At 71.7% G+C, this 17,480-nt stretch carries 15 protein-coding genes; 5 read left to right on the forward strand and 10 right to left on the reverse strand.

Going from position 1 to position 17,480, the window contains the following annotated elements; all coding sequences use genetic code 11:
• Positions 1-491: 491 nt before the first annotated feature.
• Together IE198_RS03745 and IE198_RS03750 are read right to left on the reverse strand one after the other, a co-directional pair.
• Positions 492-1,964 (reverse strand): AAA family ATPase, encoded by a 1,473-nt coding sequence (locus IE198_RS03745; RefSeq protein ID WP_189882499.1) that lies wholly within the window; start codon positions 1,962-1,964, stop codon positions 492-494.
• Between the two features lie 349 nt (positions 1,965-2,313).
• Positions 2,314-3,348: a PHP domain-containing protein gene (locus IE198_RS03750; protein WP_189882501.1), complete on the reverse strand. Its 1,035-nt coding sequence runs from the start codon at positions 3,346-3,348 to the stop codon at positions 2,314-2,316.
• Positions 3,349-3,679: 331 nt separating this feature from the next.
• On the opposite strand from IE198_RS03750, the gene IE198_RS03755 reads away from it, so the two are divergent.
• Entirely contained in the window at positions 3,680-4,117 is a 438-nt protein-coding gene (locus tag IE198_RS03755) for a subtilase-type protease inhibitor (RefSeq protein ID WP_189882503.1), read from the forward strand.
• A 189-nt stretch (positions 4,118-4,306) separates the two neighbouring features.
• On the opposite strand, the gene IE198_RS03760 is transcribed toward IE198_RS03755, so the two are convergent.
• The 6 genes from IE198_RS03760 to IE198_RS03785 all read right to left on the reverse strand — a co-directional run bounded on the left by IE198_RS03760 (position 4,307) and on the right by IE198_RS03785 (position 11,270).
• Positions 4,307-5,518, reverse strand: a complete 1,212-nt coding sequence (locus IE198_RS03760) for a cation:proton antiporter (protein WP_189882505.1) — start codon at positions 5,516-5,518, stop codon at positions 4,307-4,309.
• A 6-nt stretch (positions 5,519-5,524) separates the two neighbouring features.
• Entirely contained in the window at positions 5,525-6,010 is a 486-nt protein-coding gene (locus IE198_RS03765) for a cation:proton antiporter regulatory subunit (RefSeq protein ID WP_100109900.1), read from the reverse strand.
• 384 nt (positions 6,011-6,394) lie between these two features.
• The gene (locus IE198_RS03770; RefSeq protein ID WP_189882829.1) at positions 6,395-8,311 is read right to left on the reverse strand and encodes an NAD-binding protein; all 1,917 of its coding nucleotides are present in this window, start codon (positions 8,309-8,311) and stop codon (positions 6,395-6,397) included.
• Between the two features lie 129 nt (positions 8,312-8,440).
• Positions 8,441-9,328: a TroA family protein gene (locus IE198_RS03775; protein WP_189882507.1), complete on the reverse strand. Its 888-nt coding sequence runs from the start codon at positions 9,326-9,328 to the stop codon at positions 8,441-8,443.
• Positions 9,329-9,444: 116 nt separating this feature from the next.
• Positions 9,445-10,563, reverse strand: coding sequence for a sensor histidine kinase (locus IE198_RS03780; RefSeq protein WP_189882509.1), 1,119 nt, complete (start codon positions 10,561-10,563; stop codon positions 9,445-9,447).
• 5 nt (positions 10,564-10,568) lie between these two features.
• Complete coding sequence (locus IE198_RS03785) at positions 10,569-11,270, reverse strand: response regulator transcription factor (RefSeq protein WP_189882511.1); 702 nt, start codon at positions 11,268-11,270, stop codon at positions 10,569-10,571.
• Between the two features lie 111 nt (positions 11,271-11,381).
• Here IE198_RS03785 and IE198_RS03790 point away from each other — a divergent pair, with 111 nt between their 5' ends.
• On the forward strand, positions 11,382-11,774 hold the full coding sequence (locus IE198_RS03790) for a VOC family protein (RefSeq protein ID WP_189882513.1): 393 nt from the start codon (positions 11,382-11,384) through the stop codon (positions 11,772-11,774).
• Here IE198_RS03790 and IE198_RS03795 read toward each other — a convergent pair.
• The gene (locus tag IE198_RS03795) at positions 11,714-12,430 is read right to left on the reverse strand and encodes a helix-turn-helix domain-containing protein (protein WP_189882515.1); all 717 of its coding nucleotides are present in this window, start codon (positions 12,428-12,430) and stop codon (positions 11,714-11,716) included. The two genes, IE198_RS03790 and IE198_RS03795, sit on opposite strands and share 61 nt — an antisense overlap.
• 149 nt (positions 12,431-12,579) lie before the next feature.
• On the opposite strand from IE198_RS03795, the gene IE198_RS03800 reads away from it, so the two are divergent.
• Together IE198_RS03800 and IE198_RS03805 are read left to right on the forward strand one after the other, a co-directional pair.
• Positions 12,580-13,587, forward strand: a complete 1,008-nt coding sequence (locus IE198_RS03800; protein WP_189882518.1) for an NADP-dependent oxidoreductase — start codon at positions 12,580-12,582, stop codon at positions 13,585-13,587.
• On the forward strand, positions 13,584-14,372 hold the full coding sequence (locus tag IE198_RS03805; protein WP_229833712.1) for an SDR family NAD(P)-dependent oxidoreductase: 789 nt from the start codon (positions 13,584-13,586) through the stop codon (positions 14,370-14,372). Before IE198_RS03800 ends, IE198_RS03805 begins: the two co-directional genes overlap by 4 nt.
• 220 nt (positions 14,373-14,592) lie before the next feature.
• On the opposite strand, the gene IE198_RS03810 is transcribed toward IE198_RS03805, so the two are convergent.
• The gene (locus tag IE198_RS03810; protein WP_189882519.1) at positions 14,593-15,795 is read right to left on the reverse strand and encodes a YihY/virulence factor BrkB family protein; all 1,203 of its coding nucleotides are present in this window, start codon (positions 15,793-15,795) and stop codon (positions 14,593-14,595) included.
• Between the two features lie 17 nt (positions 15,796-15,812).
• Between IE198_RS03810 and IE198_RS03815 the strand changes: the two genes are divergently transcribed.
• The gene (locus IE198_RS03815; RefSeq protein WP_189882522.1) at positions 15,813-17,447 is read left to right on the forward strand and encodes an acyl-CoA dehydrogenase family protein; all 1,635 of its coding nucleotides are present in this window, start codon (positions 15,813-15,815) and stop codon (positions 17,445-17,447) included.
• The last annotated feature ends 33 nt before the right edge of the window (positions 17,448-17,480 follow it).

Genomic DNA, 17,480 nt, shown 5'->3' on the forward strand with positions numbered 1-17,480 from the left:
CACACCTCCCAACCAAGCCGAGTCACCCGCGGCAACCGCCTGTCGCCGCTCGAACAGCACCGACCCTAGAGGTGCACGGGCCATGACGCCATCGAATTACGCACGTGACCGGCGACGGGCACGATGCGCGCGCGGCATCGATCGCCAGGAGCCCGTGCGTTGCGCAGGTCACGGAGGTCATGCGCTTGCCCGGACGCATCGGCAGGAGCTCGCGCCGCCTCCACGCGTGCTCGGACGTCGCCCTGCTCGCTCCACCCCTGACCAGCGGCGCAGACGAAGACGCTCATGACAGGGAGCCAGGTCGCCTTGGCATCGAGGAGTCCGCTCCCGTCCGCGTCAGTCCTTCTGCCGTGCCTTCCGGCTCGTACAGCGACGGCCGCCGCTCGCCGCGCCCCACGAGAGCCGTATGGCCGCCAGCGGTGCCAGACCAGTGTGAATGCAGCCGGAAGCGCAACCACGACCCGGCCATGTCCATGTCCTCGGGGCACGGATCACGCCATGCCGTAGAGCGCCTCCAGGTCGACCAGTTGGATATCAGGGTCAGCATGTGCAGCCGCGTATGCCTTGTCGTTGAAGCCTGCGCCGCTGAAACACATGAGTCGGGTACCGGTGGTGTCGTAGCGTCCCGCCTGGGAGATGAGGTCGCGGATGTGCTGGAGGCGTTCAATGTGGGCGATTCCCATGGTGTCGTTCCATTTGGCCTCGCCGATGGCCAGGAGCGGTGGCCTGGAGCCGTCGGCGATGCCGATGGCCGCCATATCCACCTCGTGTCCGACGCGGGCCTTGGGATCGTGCACCACGCCGTGCCCGACCCGGGCGGGCAGACCGCCGATCAGTTCTGGGTCTGCGTGGTGCAGCGCCCAGTCGCGGCAGACCTGTTCGAAATGAGGTCCGAGAACGTTATTGGTGAAGCAGCGGCGGCTGGCCTGCCAGACTCGGGCTGCGCTGCCGGGGCGTTCCAGCTGGTCCCAGACCGGTCGCATGATGGCGTGATAGAAGCCGATCAGCGGTTCGGCGATGCGGTAGGTAGGGCGGTTGTCGCGGAAGGCGTCGGCATCCCGGTGCAGCAGGCCGGCGTCTTCGAGGACGTTGATGGGGTGTGCAATGTCGGTGGCCTTGCGTTCCAGATAGCCGGCCATACCCCCGCGGGTGGCGTTGCCGTCGGCTACTGCGGCCAGCACGGAGAGGTACAGGGCGGCGTCTCGCAGGTCGGGCTCTTCCGCGAGCAGATAGCGTGCCTCCCGGAACAGAGGGGTCTCTGGGTTGAGGACGGTGCGGACGACCCAGTCGTCGAAGTCGTCAGGGCCGTTCGGGGTGTCGCCGCGGGCGAATTCCCGTCGATACGCAGGTGTACCGCCGACGATCGCGTTGACCTGCAGGGCCAGGCGCGGGTCTGTGATGTTCCAGAATTCGGCGGCCAGGCGGTGGTCGAGAGGGCGGACGACCAACTCCAGCCCTGCTCGGCCTCGCAGGGGGGCATTGCCGGACAGCAACCGGCCCATGAACGACAGCGCCGAGCCACAGAGCAGTAGCCGGGTGCGGGAGCCGCTGCGCTGGTCGCGCAAGGTCCGCAGCGCTTCTTGAATGATCGAGGGGAGCTCCGGATTCGCCTTGGCGAGGTACGGGAATTCGTCGATCACCACTGGCACGGGCCGCTCCGTGCCCAGCGCGAGGAGCGCGTCGACGGCCTCGGCCCAGTCGGAGAAGTGGTACGGACTGGCAGGGCGCACATGCGCGGTGAGCGCAGCGCTGACACGCCGCAGGGACTCGGCATCGGTGGCCTCGGTCGCCCCGAAGTAGAACCCGCCTGCGGCACGGCAAGCCGCGTCGAGCAAGAAGGTCTTGCCCTGTCGGCGCCGCCCGGAGACCACCCCGAGCGTTGCGCCGGGCTGTTCATCTTCGATGAACCGGGTCAGCGCCGACCATTCGTACTCGCGGTCGAACATCTCGACTGGCTTGTCCATGCCCCTCCGATTCCAGAAAGTAGAACCACACCTCTATAAACTGTACCCCTATATCGGCGATGATCGCCGCAGCGGTCCGAAGGGGGTGGGTTCCCGCGAGCCTGAGTCCGCCTGAGGCGTAGCCAGGTAAGCCGTTGCTGGGTCGCAGCACCGCAGAGCCCTGAGAATCGCGGCTGGAGGAACTCATCGAGGCCGACCCGGCCATGCAGGGCCGGCCGCTGCTCCTTGTCGGCAAGCAGGTGCCGACGACCCACGGCAAGATCATCGACCTGCTCGGAATGAACGCCGAGGCCGCGGCGGCCTCGGCATGGACGCCAAGGGCGCCGCGCCGGCGAATACCGTCACCTGCTCAGGCAACGTCCGGCAGGCGCCTGGTCCGGGTCCATGCGAGGAGCTGGTCCGCCGCCCATGTGTTGACGACCCGTTCGGCCGGTACGCCGCACTCCTCCGCCCGTTCGCAGCCGATGATCTGCCAGTCGAGCTGTCCGGGGGCGTGTGCGTCGGTGTCGATGGCGAAGAGGACGCCCGCGTCGACGGCACGGCGCAGCAGCCGGCGGGGCGGATCGCGCCGTTCGGGGCGGCTGTTGATCTCCACGGCGGTGCCGTGTTCCGCGCAGGCGGCGAACACCCGGTCGGCGTCGAACTGCGACTCCGGCCGCGTCCCCCGGCCACCGGTGACGAGCCGTCCGGTGCAGTGGCCCAGCACATCGGCGAGCGGGTTCTCGACGGCACGGAGCATCCGCCGGGTCATCGTGGCGGAGTCCATGCGGAGTTTGGAGTGGACGGAGGCGACGACGAGGTCGAGCCGGTCCAGCAGCTCCGGATCCTGGTCGAGGCTGCCGTCGGGCAGGATGTCGCATTCGATACCGGTGAGCAGCCGGAAGGGTGCCCACTGCTCGTTGAGGGCCGCGACGATGTCGAGTTGGGCGCGCAGCCGCTCCGCGGTCAGGCCGCGGGCGACGGTGAGGGTGGGCGAGTGGTCGGTGAGAACGGCCCACTCGTGGCCGATCTCGGCCGCGGTGCGGCCCATCTCGTCGATGGGACTGCCGCCGTCGGACCAGTCGGAGTGCAGATGGCAGTCGCCGCGCAGGGCGGCACGGAGCTCGCTGCCGCCGCCGGCGAGCGGCTTGCCCGCCTCCTCCTCGAGCCGCTGCAGATACGCGGGGGTGCCGCCGGTGAGGGCCTCCTCGATCACCCGGGCGGTCTTGGGGCCGATCCCTTTGATCTTGACGAGCGTCCCGGCCGAGGCCCGGTCGGCGATCTCCTGCCTGTCGAGACCGGCGAGCGCCGCCGCGGCGGTCCTGAACGCCCGTACGCGGTAGGTCTCGGCCAGCGACCGCTCCAGGAGAAAGGCGACCCGGTCCAGCGCTTCCACCGGTTCCATCGTCACCTCCCTGGCCCTCAGCTCAGTGAACACCGATGCCGCCGGGCCGTCCAACGCGGAGAGAACCGCAACCGGACCCAGCCAAACCTTTCAATCAATGGTTCAAGAATTCGACGGCCTCACATTCCATCGGTAAACCACCTCGAACGTCTTTCTTCAGCCGATTCGGCGAGCTACCGAACCGCTGGTCAGCGCCCCCTTTCCGGTCACTTCCTGCCCATGAACCATCACGACACGTGACCGAAACCGCGCGGAGGAGCGAGCGATCTTCACCGCGGTGAGCAAGACTCCCGTCCGATTTCCGAAACAACGACCCAGGGGAGTGTTCGAAATGCGGTACATCGTCAGAGGACTCGCGCTCGCTACCACCACCGTGCTGGCCCTCGTCGCGGCACCGGCCGTAAGCAGCGCGGGCGCCGCGCAGTCCGGCCCGCAGAGCCTGTACGCGCCGTCGGCCCTCGTGCTGACCGTCACGGCCGGGGACGACGCGACGACCGGGACGGTCCTGCGCGCGGTGACCCTCGGCTGTACGCCCAAGGCCACGGGAACCCACCCCGACCCGCGGGCGGCCTGCGCCGAACTGCGCGCCGCCGACGGCGGATTCGACGCCATCACCACACGGGACTCCGGTGCGCTGTGCACCAAGCAGTGGGACCCGGTGACAGTGACCGCGGACGGCGTATGGAACGGCAAGCGCGTCAGCTACGCCCACACCTACGGCAACTCGTGTGTCCAGGCCAGCACCAGCGGCACGGTGTTCAACTTCTGAGACCACCGGCGGGGCGGCCACGGCAGGGGCCCGTGGCCGCCCGCCCGTCGGTCGGGGGCTTCCCCGGTGCAGAACGAGGCCCTTGGGCGGCGGCGTCACAGGTAGGGGAAAGCAGTCGGGGATCCCTCTCGCAGGCCCCACCCCGCACGGGGCGACCCCACGGGCCCGCCACCCCCGACGGGGCGGGGGTCAGGGCGTCGTCGCCGGAGTCGGTTTCGCCTCCGAGGACGGCGACGACTTGCCCGCGGGCGTCCGGCGGAGAAGGCGTCGGCCGAGCGGCTCCGTGAAGCGCGCCGTCAGCGGACCGACGATCACCAGGATCAGGACGTACGCCGTCGCCAGCGGCCCGATCCGCGGCTCGACGCCGACCGCGAGGCCCGCGATGACGATGGAGAACTCACCGCGGGCGACGAGCGCGCCGCCGGCCCGCAGGCGCCCCCGCGGGCCGATGCCGGCGCGGCGGGCCGCGTACCACCCGGTGGCGATCTTCGTCAGCGCGGTGACGACCGCGAGGATCAGCGCGGGCAGCAGGACCGGCGGAATGTCCGTGGGATCGGTCGACAGACCGAAGAAGACGAAGAAGACCGCCGCGAACAGGTCCCGCAGCGGTGCGAGCAGATTGTGCGCGCCCTCGGCGACCTCGCCGGAGAGCGCGATGCCGACGAGGAACGCGCCGACGGCCGCGGAAACCTGGAGTTCCTGCGCGATACCGGCGACGAAGAGCGTCAGGCCGAGGACGACCAGCAGCAGCATCTCGGGGTTGTCGGAGGAGACGGCCCGGCTGATCAGGCGCCCGTGGCGCAGCGCGACGTACAGGACGATGCTGACGGTGCCGAGCGAGATGAGCAGCGTGAGGCTGCCGCCGGCCAGACTCAGCCCTGCGAGGAGGGCGGTCAGCAGCGGCAGGTAGACGGCCATCGCCAGGTCCTCGATGACGAGGACGCCGAGGATGACGGGCGTTTCACGGTTGCCGAGCCTGCCCAGGTCGCCGAGTACCTTGGCGATGACGCCGGAGGAGGAGATCCAGGTGACGCCGGCGAGGGCGACCGCGGCCACCGGCCCCCAGCCGAGGACCAGCGCCGCGACCGCACCCGGCACGGCGTTGAGGACGAGGTCGACGATGCCCGACGGGTACTGCGTCTTGAGGTTGGTGACGAGTTCGGACGCGCTGTACTCGAGTCCGAGGAGGAGGAGAAGGAGGATCACCCCGATCTCGGCGCCGGTCGCGATGAACTCCTCGCTGGCGTTCATCGGCAGCAGCCCGCCGTGGCCGAAGGCGAGCCCGGCGAGCAGGTAGAGCGGGATGGGCGAGAACCCGATGCGTCCGGCGAGCCGGCCGAGCAGGCCCAGGGCGAGGATGATGGCCCCGAGTTCGATGAGCAGCGCGGTGGTGTCGTGCACGGGTGTCTATCCTCCGGTGATCAGTTCGGCAACGGCGTCGACGCCTTCGCGCGTGCCGACGACGACGAGCGTGTCGCCGATGGCGAAGCGGAAGTCCGGGGTGGGCGAGGGGAACGCCGCGGTGCGACGCAGTACGGCGACGATGGACGCGCCTGTGCGCGTGCGCGCCCGGGTGTCGGCGAGGAGCCGACCGGCGTACGGGGACCGTTTCGTGACGGGGATGTGCTCCGTGACGAGGTCGATCTCGAGGTGCTGGTGCAGATGGGCGACCGGGTCGGGGACGAGAAGCTTGGACAGTGCGGTCGCCTCGTGGGGAGCGAGGGCGGCGGCGTCCTTGCAGCTGTCGTCGTCCTCAGGATCGTGGAAGGAGACGATGCGGCGACCGTCCTGGTGCACGACGACGGACAGGTGGGCGCCGGCCTCGGTCCTCAGGTCGTACCTCGTACCTACTCCGGGCAGTGCCGTCTTGCTGACGTGGGCGGTGGGTTCCATGGCTGACTCCGTGTGGCGGGCGTCGACGGTGTGCGGGCGTGGGGTCCTGCTCCGGTGGTGCCGCAGAGGTTGCGGCGGCCACCGGAGGTGGATTCTGCATCACGTACGCACACCGGTACCGACCGGCCGGGCATCGGCCGGACGGTCCGGTCGTCAGGCGTTGCGGGCCGGTTCGGGAACGCCGTTGCGCGCGCGGGCGTCGATACGACGCGGAGGCGCGGCGGGCCGGACGGCGGCGGCCCTGGACCGGCGAGGGTTGCGGTGGCTGAGGTACGCCAACTCGGACCCCTTCCGTCGCTCCAGGAACGTGGCAATGACTCGGTAAAGAATTCTACCGTAGGGCGAATGGCCGGAAATCGACCATCGTTGGCTCGAGGGCGCTTTTCACCCGCCCATGGCCGACTGCGGCCGCCGTCCGAGGAGTTCGGCCGCTCCGCGCCGGGTCGCGGCGACGACCACCCGGTCCTGGGCCCGCAGCACGTACCCGGGGTGGAGGTCCCACACGAGTCCGGTCGGGTTGTCCTCCCGGTCGCGGCGGGCGTTCGCCAGGTCGGGCTGCCGCTCGTCGGGCTCCGTCGCGTCGAGGGCGATGATTCGCCAGGCGCCCGGCCGGAACGCCTCGGCGACGGTACGCCCCTCCAGTCGCGGGTGCCCGGCCACATCGACGGCGGCGAAGAGCAGCACCTTGCGTTCCACCGGTACGGCGCCGAGGATCTGACGCCCCATCATGGCCACGGCGAACGACGGGGCGGCGAGCGTGGAGACGCTGCGGCTGCGGGTCAGCGCGTGAGGGTGGGCGGCGCGGAGGCTGCGGTAGACGGCGGTCGCGAAGTCGTCGTCGTAGACGCGCAGCGCGACCCGCAGGTCGGGTTTGGCGGAGCGGGCGTACAGCGCGGCCTCGAGGTTGGTGGTGTCGACACTGGTCAGGGCGAGCAGCGCGTGCGCTCGGTGGATCTTGGCGGCTTCCAGTACGCCTTCCTCGGTCACGTCGCCGATCACGGTAGGCACCCGCAGCCGGCGGACGAGGGGGATGCCCCGGGCCTCGGGGTCCTCCTCGACGCAGACGACGGGGATGCCCAGTTCACGCAGCCGCATGAGCACCCTCGTGCCGATCTTTCCCAGCCCCAACAGCACGACGTGGCCGGACAGCCCGCGGGGCGGCTTGCGCAGGGCGGACGCGTTGCGGAAGGTGCCGAGGGCCTCCAGCGCGGCCGCCACGGTCAGAGGCAGCAGCAGCAAGCCCGCGATGCCGGTGAGCAGTTGCAGGATCTGCCGGTCGGCGTCCGCGCCCTTGGCGGGGTCCCCCATGGCGAGCAGGTCGAGCAGCACCAGGTACATGGCGTGCAGCGGATCGTCGCCGGTGGTGATCCAGGAGGCCACGGCGAGGGCCACGACGGCCGCGCCGAGACCGGCGAGCGACCAGCGCAGCCGCCTCGAGAAGAGCCGGCCGATGGGGACCCTGCGGCCGGAGAGGGGGCCGGGTGCGCGGCCCTGCGCACTGTGCGTGATCGCCTCGAGCACGACGGTGCCGCGGCCGGTGGCCTCGGCGACGCTCCGGTCGTCGGGCAGCAGGCGCGGTCCCTCCCGCCCGCTCCGGTCGGAACCCTCCGCTCCGGCCGGGTCGTTGGTGGTGGACGACAGCAGGGCGAGCGTGCACAGGCCGGGGTCGGCGACCTCGCCCCGGGCGGGCGGGGTGCGTTCGACGGCCCGCAGCAGCAGACCGTCCGCCTGAACGATCTTGCTGGTGCCGGCCACGGCGGTCGCGGCCAGCGAGGGGGCCGCCGTGTCGGCGTCGGAGAGCACGGTGGTGGACGCGTCGAGCGCCTGCCCGTCGAGATCCGGGAGGGCCAGTGCGGCGGCCTGGTCGAGGAGGGCTGCCAGATGCTGGCCGAGTTTGCGGTTGTAGAGCCGGATCACCAGCCGCAGATGCGGATTGAGCCGGCGTGCGGCGAGCGCGGCCCGGATGTTCGTCTCGTCGTCGTCGTGGACCAGGGCCAGGGCCGCGGCGCGGCCGATGCCGGCCTCGACCAGGACGTCCTCGTCCAGTTCCGGGGCCTCGACGACCCGGGGGATGTCCGGCGGCGGGGTGTCGCCGGGAGCGGTCGTCGTGACGACGGCCCGGCTCATGGCGGCGGACATCCGGCCGAAGAAGGCGGATGCCCGCACCCGTCCGGACAGCGGCCGTTCGGGGCTTCTCGACGCCTGCGCGGTGGGTACGACGAGGGTGACCCGCTCCCCGTAGACCTCGCGGAGTTCGACCGCCAGCCGGTGGACGAGGGCATCGTCTCCGCACACGATCATATGACCCTGGGCGGTGGGGAGTTGCGCCTGGTGAGGGAGTGAGGAGGACACACCTCATAGACTGCCGTGCGCCGCCCCCCGGTTGCGCCTCGGGGCCCTGTCCCCGGGACGACGCCGCCCGGCCGGCCGTCAGGACGACGGCTCAACTGCCTCCAGCGCCTCGGCGACCGCGTCGAAGAACCGGGCATGGGCGGCGGCGCTGGGCGGGAGCTCCGGGGTCCACGGCAGGAGCCGTGCCCGGGACTCGATCGCGTCCCAGTCCGCGACCCCGCGCAACCGCTCCAGCGGGAACGCGTTGGAGCGCACATCGGCCAGCACCACGTCCGGTTCCAGCCGGCCGGCCGCGCCCCAGTCGGTGGTGGACCAGTTGACTCCTGCGCCCGGCTCCGGCGCCGCCGTGCCGACGCCGTACCGGGACAGCGCACGCAGGTCCGGCCAGGCTTCGGGCCTGGCGATGTGGACGCCGTCGGGGCCCGCCGGTGACAGCGCCAGGACCCGCGCCCCCACGGCTCCGTCGGCTGCCGCCCGCAGCCGGGCCCGTGCCGCGGCCAGTGCGGACCCGGCCGGTGGTGGCTCCGGATCCGCCCCGAGCGACCGCGCCAGCGCTCCGAACCGGTCACGCACCTCGTCCAGGGAGCGCCCCTGGCCGACGTCGAGCACCACGACCGGTAGGCGCTCCTCCAGGTACTTGGCCGTGTCGGGGTCCAGGCCGTAGACCTGCTCGGAGCCGTAGGTCACGGCCACCACCAGGTCGGGCCGGGCCGCCAGCACGGTGTCCGCGTCGACCCCCGGACCGGACCCGAGGTAGGGGGTCCCGTCCAGCGGCAGGTCACCGGCCTTGGCCGGGTCGGGGCCCGCGCCGTCGTGCGCGGAGCCGAACAGTCCCGCGGGCCGCAGGCCGTGGTCGAACAGCGCGGCACCCGCCTGTATGTAGGTGATCAGCCGGGACGGTATGTGCGGCGCGGATGCCAACCGGCCGCGGTCGTCGAGGAATTCCCACTGTGTCCGTTGCGCCATACGGCACGCCCCCACCATCGAGCAGTCGTCGGTCCTGTCGCCCCCGTTCCGACGTTGCCTGCCCAGCCGCCGGACGGCTCACGCCTTTCGGCCGCCGCGGTTTCGGCCAAAGCCGGTCAGTGCGGTGCGGCGGCCGCGGGAATGGACACCTCGAATCGGCAGCCGCCCGTCACGTTGGACACCTCGGCGCGGCCGGCGTGCGCCTCGACGATGCCGCGGACGATCGCCAGCCCCAGGCCTGCCCCGGCCGGCGGTGTACGGGCCTGGGAGCCGCGCCAGCCCGTGTCGAACACACGGGGGAGGTCGTCCTCCGGAATCCCTCCGCAGCCGTCGGTGACGGACAGCACCACCCACTCGTCGCGGCGCTCCGCGGCGACGGCGACCGTGCCATCGGCCGGCGTGCGGCGGATCGCGTTCACCAGCAGGTTCGCAAGGACCCTGGTCATCTCCTTGCCGTCCACCTCGACCGGTACCGGCTCGACACCCTCGCCGACCAGGCGCACCCGGTGCTCGCGGGCCAGCGGGTCGGCGCCCGCGAGGGCCTCCCCGACGAGGTCGTAGACCGACATTCGGGTCGGGGAGAGCGCGAGCGCGCCCGCGTGGATACGGGACAGCTCGAACAGGTCGCCGACCATCGAGTTCAGCCGGTCGACCTCGGTGCGGATCTGCCGGAAGTAGCGCTCGGGGTCCTGGACGACACCGTCCTCCAGCGCCTCCGACATCGCGCGCAGGCCGGCGAGGGGGGTGCGCAGATCGTGCGAGATCCAGGCGACCAGCTCGCGTCGGGACGTCTCCAGGGCGCGCTCACGTTCTCGGGACGCGGCGAGCCGGTCGCTGGTGGCCGCGAGTTCCCTGCTCAGGGCGTCCAGCTCGGCGGTGGAGGCGCCGCCGGGCGCGGCGAAGGAGCCGCCTTCCCCGAACGAGCGTGCGGCCAGGGTCAGTTCACGGCTGCGCGCGACCACCCACCGACCGAGCAGCAGCGCCGTCGCGAGCGAGACGACGGCCGCCATCGCCACGACCATGGTGACCACGGTCAGGTCGTGCGCCGAGAGGAACATGGCCTGCGCGACCGCCAGCGTGCCGGCGAGCATCGCGGTGACCGTCACGGCCGCGACCACGGTCAGGGACACCACGACGGAACGGTGCCGCAGCGCCCGCAGTACGAGTGCGCCGGCGACACCGGCCGCCACGGCACCGAGCAGGGCGTAGAGCGCGATGAGCAGCATGTCCCGCACGGCGATCAGCCCCCTTCCGGGGCGTCGAAGCGGTAGCCCACACCCCACACGGTCTGGATCAGCTTCGGCTGTGCCGGATCGTCCTCGATCTTGCCTCGAAGCCGGCGCACATGAACGGTCACGGTCGACAGATCGCCGAACTCCCAGCCCCACACGTCCTGCATCAGCCTCTCCCGGCCGATCGCCTCGCCCGGGTGCCGCATCAGATGGGCCAGCAGGTCGAACTCCCTGAGGGTCAGGGACAGTTCACGTCCGTCCTTCACCGCTCGCCGGGCCGCCGGGTCCAGTACGATCCCGGCGGCCGCCAGCTCGGGTCCCGGGCGCCGGCCCCCCGCAGCGACGCCGCCCCTGCGCAGGACCGACTCCACCCGCAGGACCAGCTCCCGCGGGCTGAAGGGCTTGGTCACGTAGTCGTCCGCCCCCACCTCGAGACCCAGGATGCGGTCGTCCTCGTCACCGCGGGCGGTGAGCATGATCACCGGCATGTGCGGTGCCTCGCCCGCCCGCAGCCTGCGGCACACCTCCAGGCCGTCCATGCCGGGCAGCATCAGATCGAGGACGACCAGGTCCGGGCGGCGCCCCTCGGCCAGCCTGAGCGCCTGCGGCCCGTCCGCGGCCCGGTCCACCGCGAATCCGGCGCGCTCCAGGTACCCCGTGACGACCTCGGCGACCGTGGGATCGTCGTCCACGACGAGAATGCTGTGCATATCGCCAGTGTCCTCGCCCGGCGGGCGGCGCGGCGCGGCGGACCGTCTTACGAATCCATGACGTCCGATTCCTTCAAGACCGCCGGCCCGGCCCCGCCCTAGCGTGAGGACATGACTCCACGATTCGACGCGGTCGGCCTGGTCGTCAGCGACATGGCCGCCTCACTCGCCTTCTACCGCCGCCTCGGTCTCGACATCCCCGCCGACGCCGACACGGCCCCGCACACGGAGGCCGTGCTCCCCGGCGGGCTGCGCCTGCTGTTCGACACCGAGGAGACGATCCGCTCCTTCGACCCGGGCTGGACCCGGCCCACCGGCGGCGAACGCATGGGCCCGGCTTTCCGCTGCGACAGCCCCGCGGAGGTCGACGCGGTCCACGACGAGCTCGTCGCCGCCGGCCACCGCAGCCACCTGGGGCCGTGGGACGCAGTGTGGGGCCAGCGCTACGCGGTCGTGCTCGACCCCGACGGGCTCGGCATCTCGCTCTTCGCCAACGCGTCGTAAGCACCGAGGGTGACACCGGCCAGTGCGCGCATCTCCCGGGCGAGGTGCGCCTGGTCGGCACAGCCCGCCGCGTGCGCCGCGTCCCCGTACGGGACACCGCGGCGTACGAGCTCCAGAGCGCGCTGCAGCCGCAGGATGCGGGCCAGTGTCTTGGGGCCGTAGCCGAAGGCGTCCAGCGACCGACGGTGCAGCTGCCGGGCGCTCAGGCCGGCCGCGTCGGCGGCTGCGGCCACCGTGCCGCCGCCGTCGAGGTGCCGTACCACGGCGGCCGTCAGCGGGTCCGGCGGCACGGCCCGCTCCCTCGCGACCGCCTCCAGCGCGGCCGGCCGGTCCGCCGCTTCGCCGACGCGCTCGGCGAGTCTGCGCGCTGCTGCGCCGCCCCACAGGTCCGCGAGCTCGACGCGCCGGTCCCGCAGCTCGTGCGCGGGCACGCCGAGCAGTGCGGGCGCGGCCCCGGGCGCGAACCGGATCCCCGCCCAGGAGGCTGCGCCGGCGGGTGCATGGGCGTGGGTGTCGGGACCGGCGACCAACAGCCGCCCCTCGGACCACAGCAGATCCATGCATCCGTCGGGAAGCACGGGGTACGTGACGCCGGCACCCGCGGCCCGCGTCCATACGACGGCGCCCGGTATCCGGGACGCCCACTCCTCGTACACCCTCCCGAGGCTAGCGGGGGGCGTTTCGCTCCGCCCTCCCCCTACGGCGGCGCGCGGCAGCAGCGCGAGCACCGGAACGTGGCGCACCTCACACTCACAGGCGTACCTACTGGTCGGTATGGTCGGAGCCACTGACGACAGGAGGCACCATGTCTGCGACCAACCGCCAGATCCGACTTGCAGCCCGCCCCGTGGGTGATGTGAAACCCGAGGACTGGGAGCACGTCTCCGCGCCCGTGGAGACGCCCGGTCCCGGCCAGTTCGCGGGAAGGACGCTCGTCATGTCGCTCGACCCCGCGATGCGCGGCTGGCTCGACGACCGCCCCTCCTATCTTCCGCCCGTCGGGCTCGGCGACGTGATGCGCGCGGGATCGGTCATCGAGGTGACCGCCTCCAACCACCCCGACTTCCGGCCCGGTGATCACGTCGTAGGTACGTTCGGCGTCCAGGAGCACGTCGTTTCGGACGGCAAGGGCGCCCTGAAGGTCGACACCTCGCTCGCGCCGGCCTCGACGTACCTGGGCGCGCTCGGCATGCCCGGCATGACCGCGTACTTCGGGCTGCTGGACGTCGGTGCCCTCAAGGACGGCGAGACCGTCGTCGTCTCGGGCGCGGCCGGTGCGGTCGGCACGATGGTCGGCCAGATCGCCAAGGTGAAGGGGTGCCGCGTCATCGGCATCGCCGGCGGGCCCGAGAAGTGCGCACTGCTCACCGACGAACTGGGATTCGACGCGGCGATCGACTACCGCGCCGGCGACGTCAAGCGGGCGCTGCGCGAGCAGACTCCTGACGGCATCGACGTCTACTTCGACAACGTCGGAGGTGACATCCTCGACGCCGCGCTCACCCGGTTGGCCATGAACGCCCGTGTGGTCGTCTGCGGCGCGATCAGCCAGTACAACAACGCCACACCGGTCAAGGGCCCGTCGAACTACATGACCCTGCTCGTGCGCCGTGCCCGCATGGAAGGCTTCGTGGTCTTCGACTACGCCAAGCGCTTCGCACAGGCCGGACAGGAGATCGCCGGCTGGATCGGCGACGGCCGGCTCAAGGTCAAGGAGCATGTGGTGAAGGGGACGGTGGACGACTTCCCCGAGACGCTGCAGATGCTCTTCCGGGGCGAGAACGTCGGCAAGCTCGTGCTGGAGCTGGCATGACCGCCGAGGGCCGCGCCGCGCGGAGCATGACGGCGCCGCTGAGCGGCAAGGTCGCGATCGTGACGGGCGGCGCCAGTGGACTGGGCCGGGCCACGGCGCTGGCACTGGCCGAGGCGGGCGCCGAGGTGGTCGTCGCCGATCTCGACGCGGAGGGCGGCCGGGAGGTGGCCGACATCGTCGGCGGTCACTTCCGGGCGTGCGACGTCTCCGACCTCGATGCGAACCGTGCTCTGGTGGACTTCGCCGTCGAGCACTGCGGTGGTGTCGACATCGCCTTCCTGAACGCGGGCGTGTCGACGGGCTGCGGTGTCGGCGACGACTTCGACCTGGCGCGCTACCGCCGTGCCATGGGCGCCAACCTCGACGGCGTGGTCTTCGGTACCCATGCGGTCCTGCCGGCACTGCGGGCCCGCGGCGGTGGGTCGATCGTGGCGACCGCCTCCCTGGCCGGTCTGGCCTCGGTACCTCTCGACCCTCTGTACGGCGCCAACAAGCATGCTGTGGTCGGACTCGCACGCTCCCTGGGGCCGGCGCTGGTGCCCGACGCCATCCGGTTCAACGCGGTCTGTCCCGGCTACGCCGAGTCGCGGATCATCGACCCGCTGCGCGGCATGCTCTCCGAGCAGGGCATGCCGGTCATCCCGGCGGAGGTTGTCGCCGACACGGTGCTGCGGATCGTCACGGGCGACGGCGCCGGGGAATGCTGGTTCATCCAGCCCGGCCGCGAGCCGGAGCCGTTCCGCTTCCGCACCGTCCCGGGCCCGGGGAAGCCCGCCTACTCCTGAGCCGCAGCTCCGGACTGCCCCAGCCGCTCTGCCTCTGCCCGGCTGCGGCCCCGGGGCCAGGGACCGGCCGGACCGCGCCAGGACACGCGCGGTCCGGCCGTGCGGCGTCCGTTTGTGGTTGCGGTGGCTGCTGTCCAGCAACGGTCGTCCGAGCACTCCGCTCGCCAGCGGTGCAGCACCACTCGGACCGGCCCCCCGGGCCTGATCCGAACGAGGGACCCTACTCGTGCCCGTCCCGGCCGACGTCGCGGCCGTTCTCCCGCCCGTCCCGGCCGACGTCGCGGCCGTTCTCCCGCCCGTCCCGGGCGTCCCGCGTCGAGTGCAGCCTCGCCCGTACGTCGTCCACCGGCAGGAACTTCGACCAGCGCTCGGGGAACTCGGACGGCATGTCGCCGCCGCCCTCCTCGTCGTCCGCGTCGCCGTACATCTCCGCCGCCCGTGCCCGCGCCAGGAGTTCGGCCGCGTCGGCGGCCCGCGCCCGTTCGTTGGCGGCACGGGCGGCCGCCGTGGCGACCGAGGGCCAGACGCGGTCTATCGCGGCGTTGACGGCGGCGCCGACGAGGACGGCGAAGGCGGAGATGCCTATCCACAACAGGAAGGCGATGGGCGCGGCCAGCGAGCCGTAGATCGTGGGGCCCTCGACCGTACTGGTCAGGTAGATGCGCAGCAGGAGGCTGCCCAGGATCCACATGCCGAGCGCCACGAGCGCGCCGGGGATGTCCTCCACCCACGGGGAGCGCACGGGCACGGACACGTGGTACAGCGTCGTCAGGAAGGCGATGGAGAGCAGGATGACGACCGGCCAGTACAGCACGCGGACGACTTCCGTGCCGAAGGGCACGAGCTCCACGACCCGGTCCGGGCCGACGACGGCGAGCGGCAGCACGACCGCGCCGATCAGCAGGGCCACCAGGTAGAGCAGGAAGGCGAGGAGCCTGGTCGCGACGATGCCGCGGTGGCCGTCGAGCCCGTACATGACGGTGATCGTGTCGATGAAGACGTTGACGGCGCGCGAACCGGACCACAGGGCGATGGCGAAGCCGATGGAGATGAGGTCGGGCCGGCCGCCCTGGGTGACGTCCTCGAGCAGTGGCCTTGCGATGTCGTTGACGCCGCGGTCGGAAAGGACCGTGCCGACGGCGGTGAGGATGTTCTCCTCGATGGAGGCGACGGTGGTGGTGTTGGTCCAGTCGTCGATGTAGCCGAGCAGGCCGATCAGTCCGAGCATCAGCGGCGGCACGGACAGCAGCGTGAAGAACGCCGCCTCTGCCGCGAGTCCGAGGATGCGGTACTCGATGCAGGAGTTGACGGTGTCCTTCAGCAGCAGCCATGTCATCTTCCGCTTCGAGACGTTGCGGTAGAGGACTCGGGCCCGGTGGAGCCGGCCCGAAGGCCGCTCGGGTGTTTCGTTTGCTGCCTGCACCTCCTTACCGTATCGGCATGGCAGCAAGCACCCACACAGTGACCAATCAGGCTCCGCCCCTGGTGGGGTACGACGTCTTCGCCGCGGACCGTGCGCTTGCCGAGGCGGTGGACCGGCACGTCGCGCCGGAGGTCCTTGACGAGGCGCGCGGGGAGCTCTCGGAACTGGGACGCACGGCGGGCTCGGCCCAGGCACAGGAGTGGGGTACGCAGGCGAACGAGTTCCCGCCGCGGCTGCGGACGCACGACCGGTACGGGAACCGGATCGACGAGGTGGAGTTCCATCCCTCCTGGCACCGGCTGCTCGGCCGTGCCGTCTCCGCGGGCCTGGTGAACGCCTGGGGCAGACCGGGCGGCCATGTCCGCCGCGCGGCGGGTTTCCTGGTGTGGACGCAGGCGGAGGCCGGTCACGGCTGCCCGCTGTCGATGACGCACGCGTCGGTGCCGGCCCTGCGTACGGACCCGGTGCTCGCGACCGAGTGGGAGCCGCGGCTGACGTCGACCGTGTACGAGGAGGGCCTGCGTCCGGCGGCGCTGAAGGGCGGCGTGCTGTTCGGGATGGGCATGACGGAGAAGCAGGGCGGCAGCGACGTACGGTCGAACACGACCCGCGCCGAGCCGCTCGCGCAGGACGGCGAGTACGTACTGACCGGCCACAAGTGGTTCTGTTCCGCCCCGATGAGCGACGGTTTCCTGGTGCTGGCCCAAGCTCCCGCAGGACTGACCTGTTTCCTGGTGCCCCGGGTCCTGGAGGACGGGAACCGGAACGTCTTCCGGATCCAGCGGCTGAAGGACAAGCTCGGCAACAGGTCCAATGCGTCGAGCGAGGTCGAGTTCGAGGGGACCTGGGCCCGGCGGGTGGGCGAGGAGGGGCGCGGTGTGCGCACCATCATCGGAATGGTGGCGGCGACCCGTCTCGACTGCGTGCTCGGTTCCTCCGCCCTGATGCGGCAGGCGGTGGCGCAGGCGGTCCATCACACGGCGTACCGCAGTGCGTTCGGGGGCCTGCTGATCGACAAGCCGCTGATGCGCAACGTGCTGGCCGACCTGGCGCTGGAGTCGGAGGCGGCGACGACGCTGGGGCTGCGGCTGGCGGCGGCGTACGACGCGGACACGGACGAGGAGCGGGCGTTCCTGCGGCTCGCGGTGCCGGCGGCGAAGTACTGGGTGACGAAGCGGTGCACCCCGGTGGTGGCCGAGGCGCTGGAGTGTCTGGGCGGCAACGGGTACGTGGAGGAGTCGGGCATGCCGCGGCTGCTGCGCGAGTCGCCGCTGAACTCGATCTGGGAGGGGTCGGGCAATGTGCAGGCGCTCGATGTGCTGCGGGCGTTGCAGAGGGAGCCGCGGGCGCTGAACGCGTTCCTCCAGGAGGTCGGCAGGGCGCGCGGCGCCGACCACCGTCTGGACGCGGCGATCAAGGATCTGCTGACGGAGCTGGCCGACCTGGACGGTATCGAGGCGCGGGCCCGGCGGCTGGTGGAGCGCATGGCGCTGGTGCTGCAGGGGTCACTGCTGGTGCGGTGGGCCCCGCCGGAGGTGTCGGACGCGTTCTGCGCGTCGCGGCTCGGTGGCGACCGGGGGTCGGCGTTCGGCACGCTGCCCCACACGCTCCCGCTGGCAGCGGTCGTGGAGCGCGCCCGCGCCGTGGCGTGAACCGACCGGCGAGGGCATGTCGAACGGGCGCGG

The organism is Streptomyces xantholiticus (assembly GCF_014651015.1).
In the GTDB taxonomy this organism is placed as follows: domain Bacteria; phylum Actinomycetota; class Actinomycetes; order Streptomycetales; family Streptomycetaceae; genus Streptomyces; species Streptomyces xantholiticus.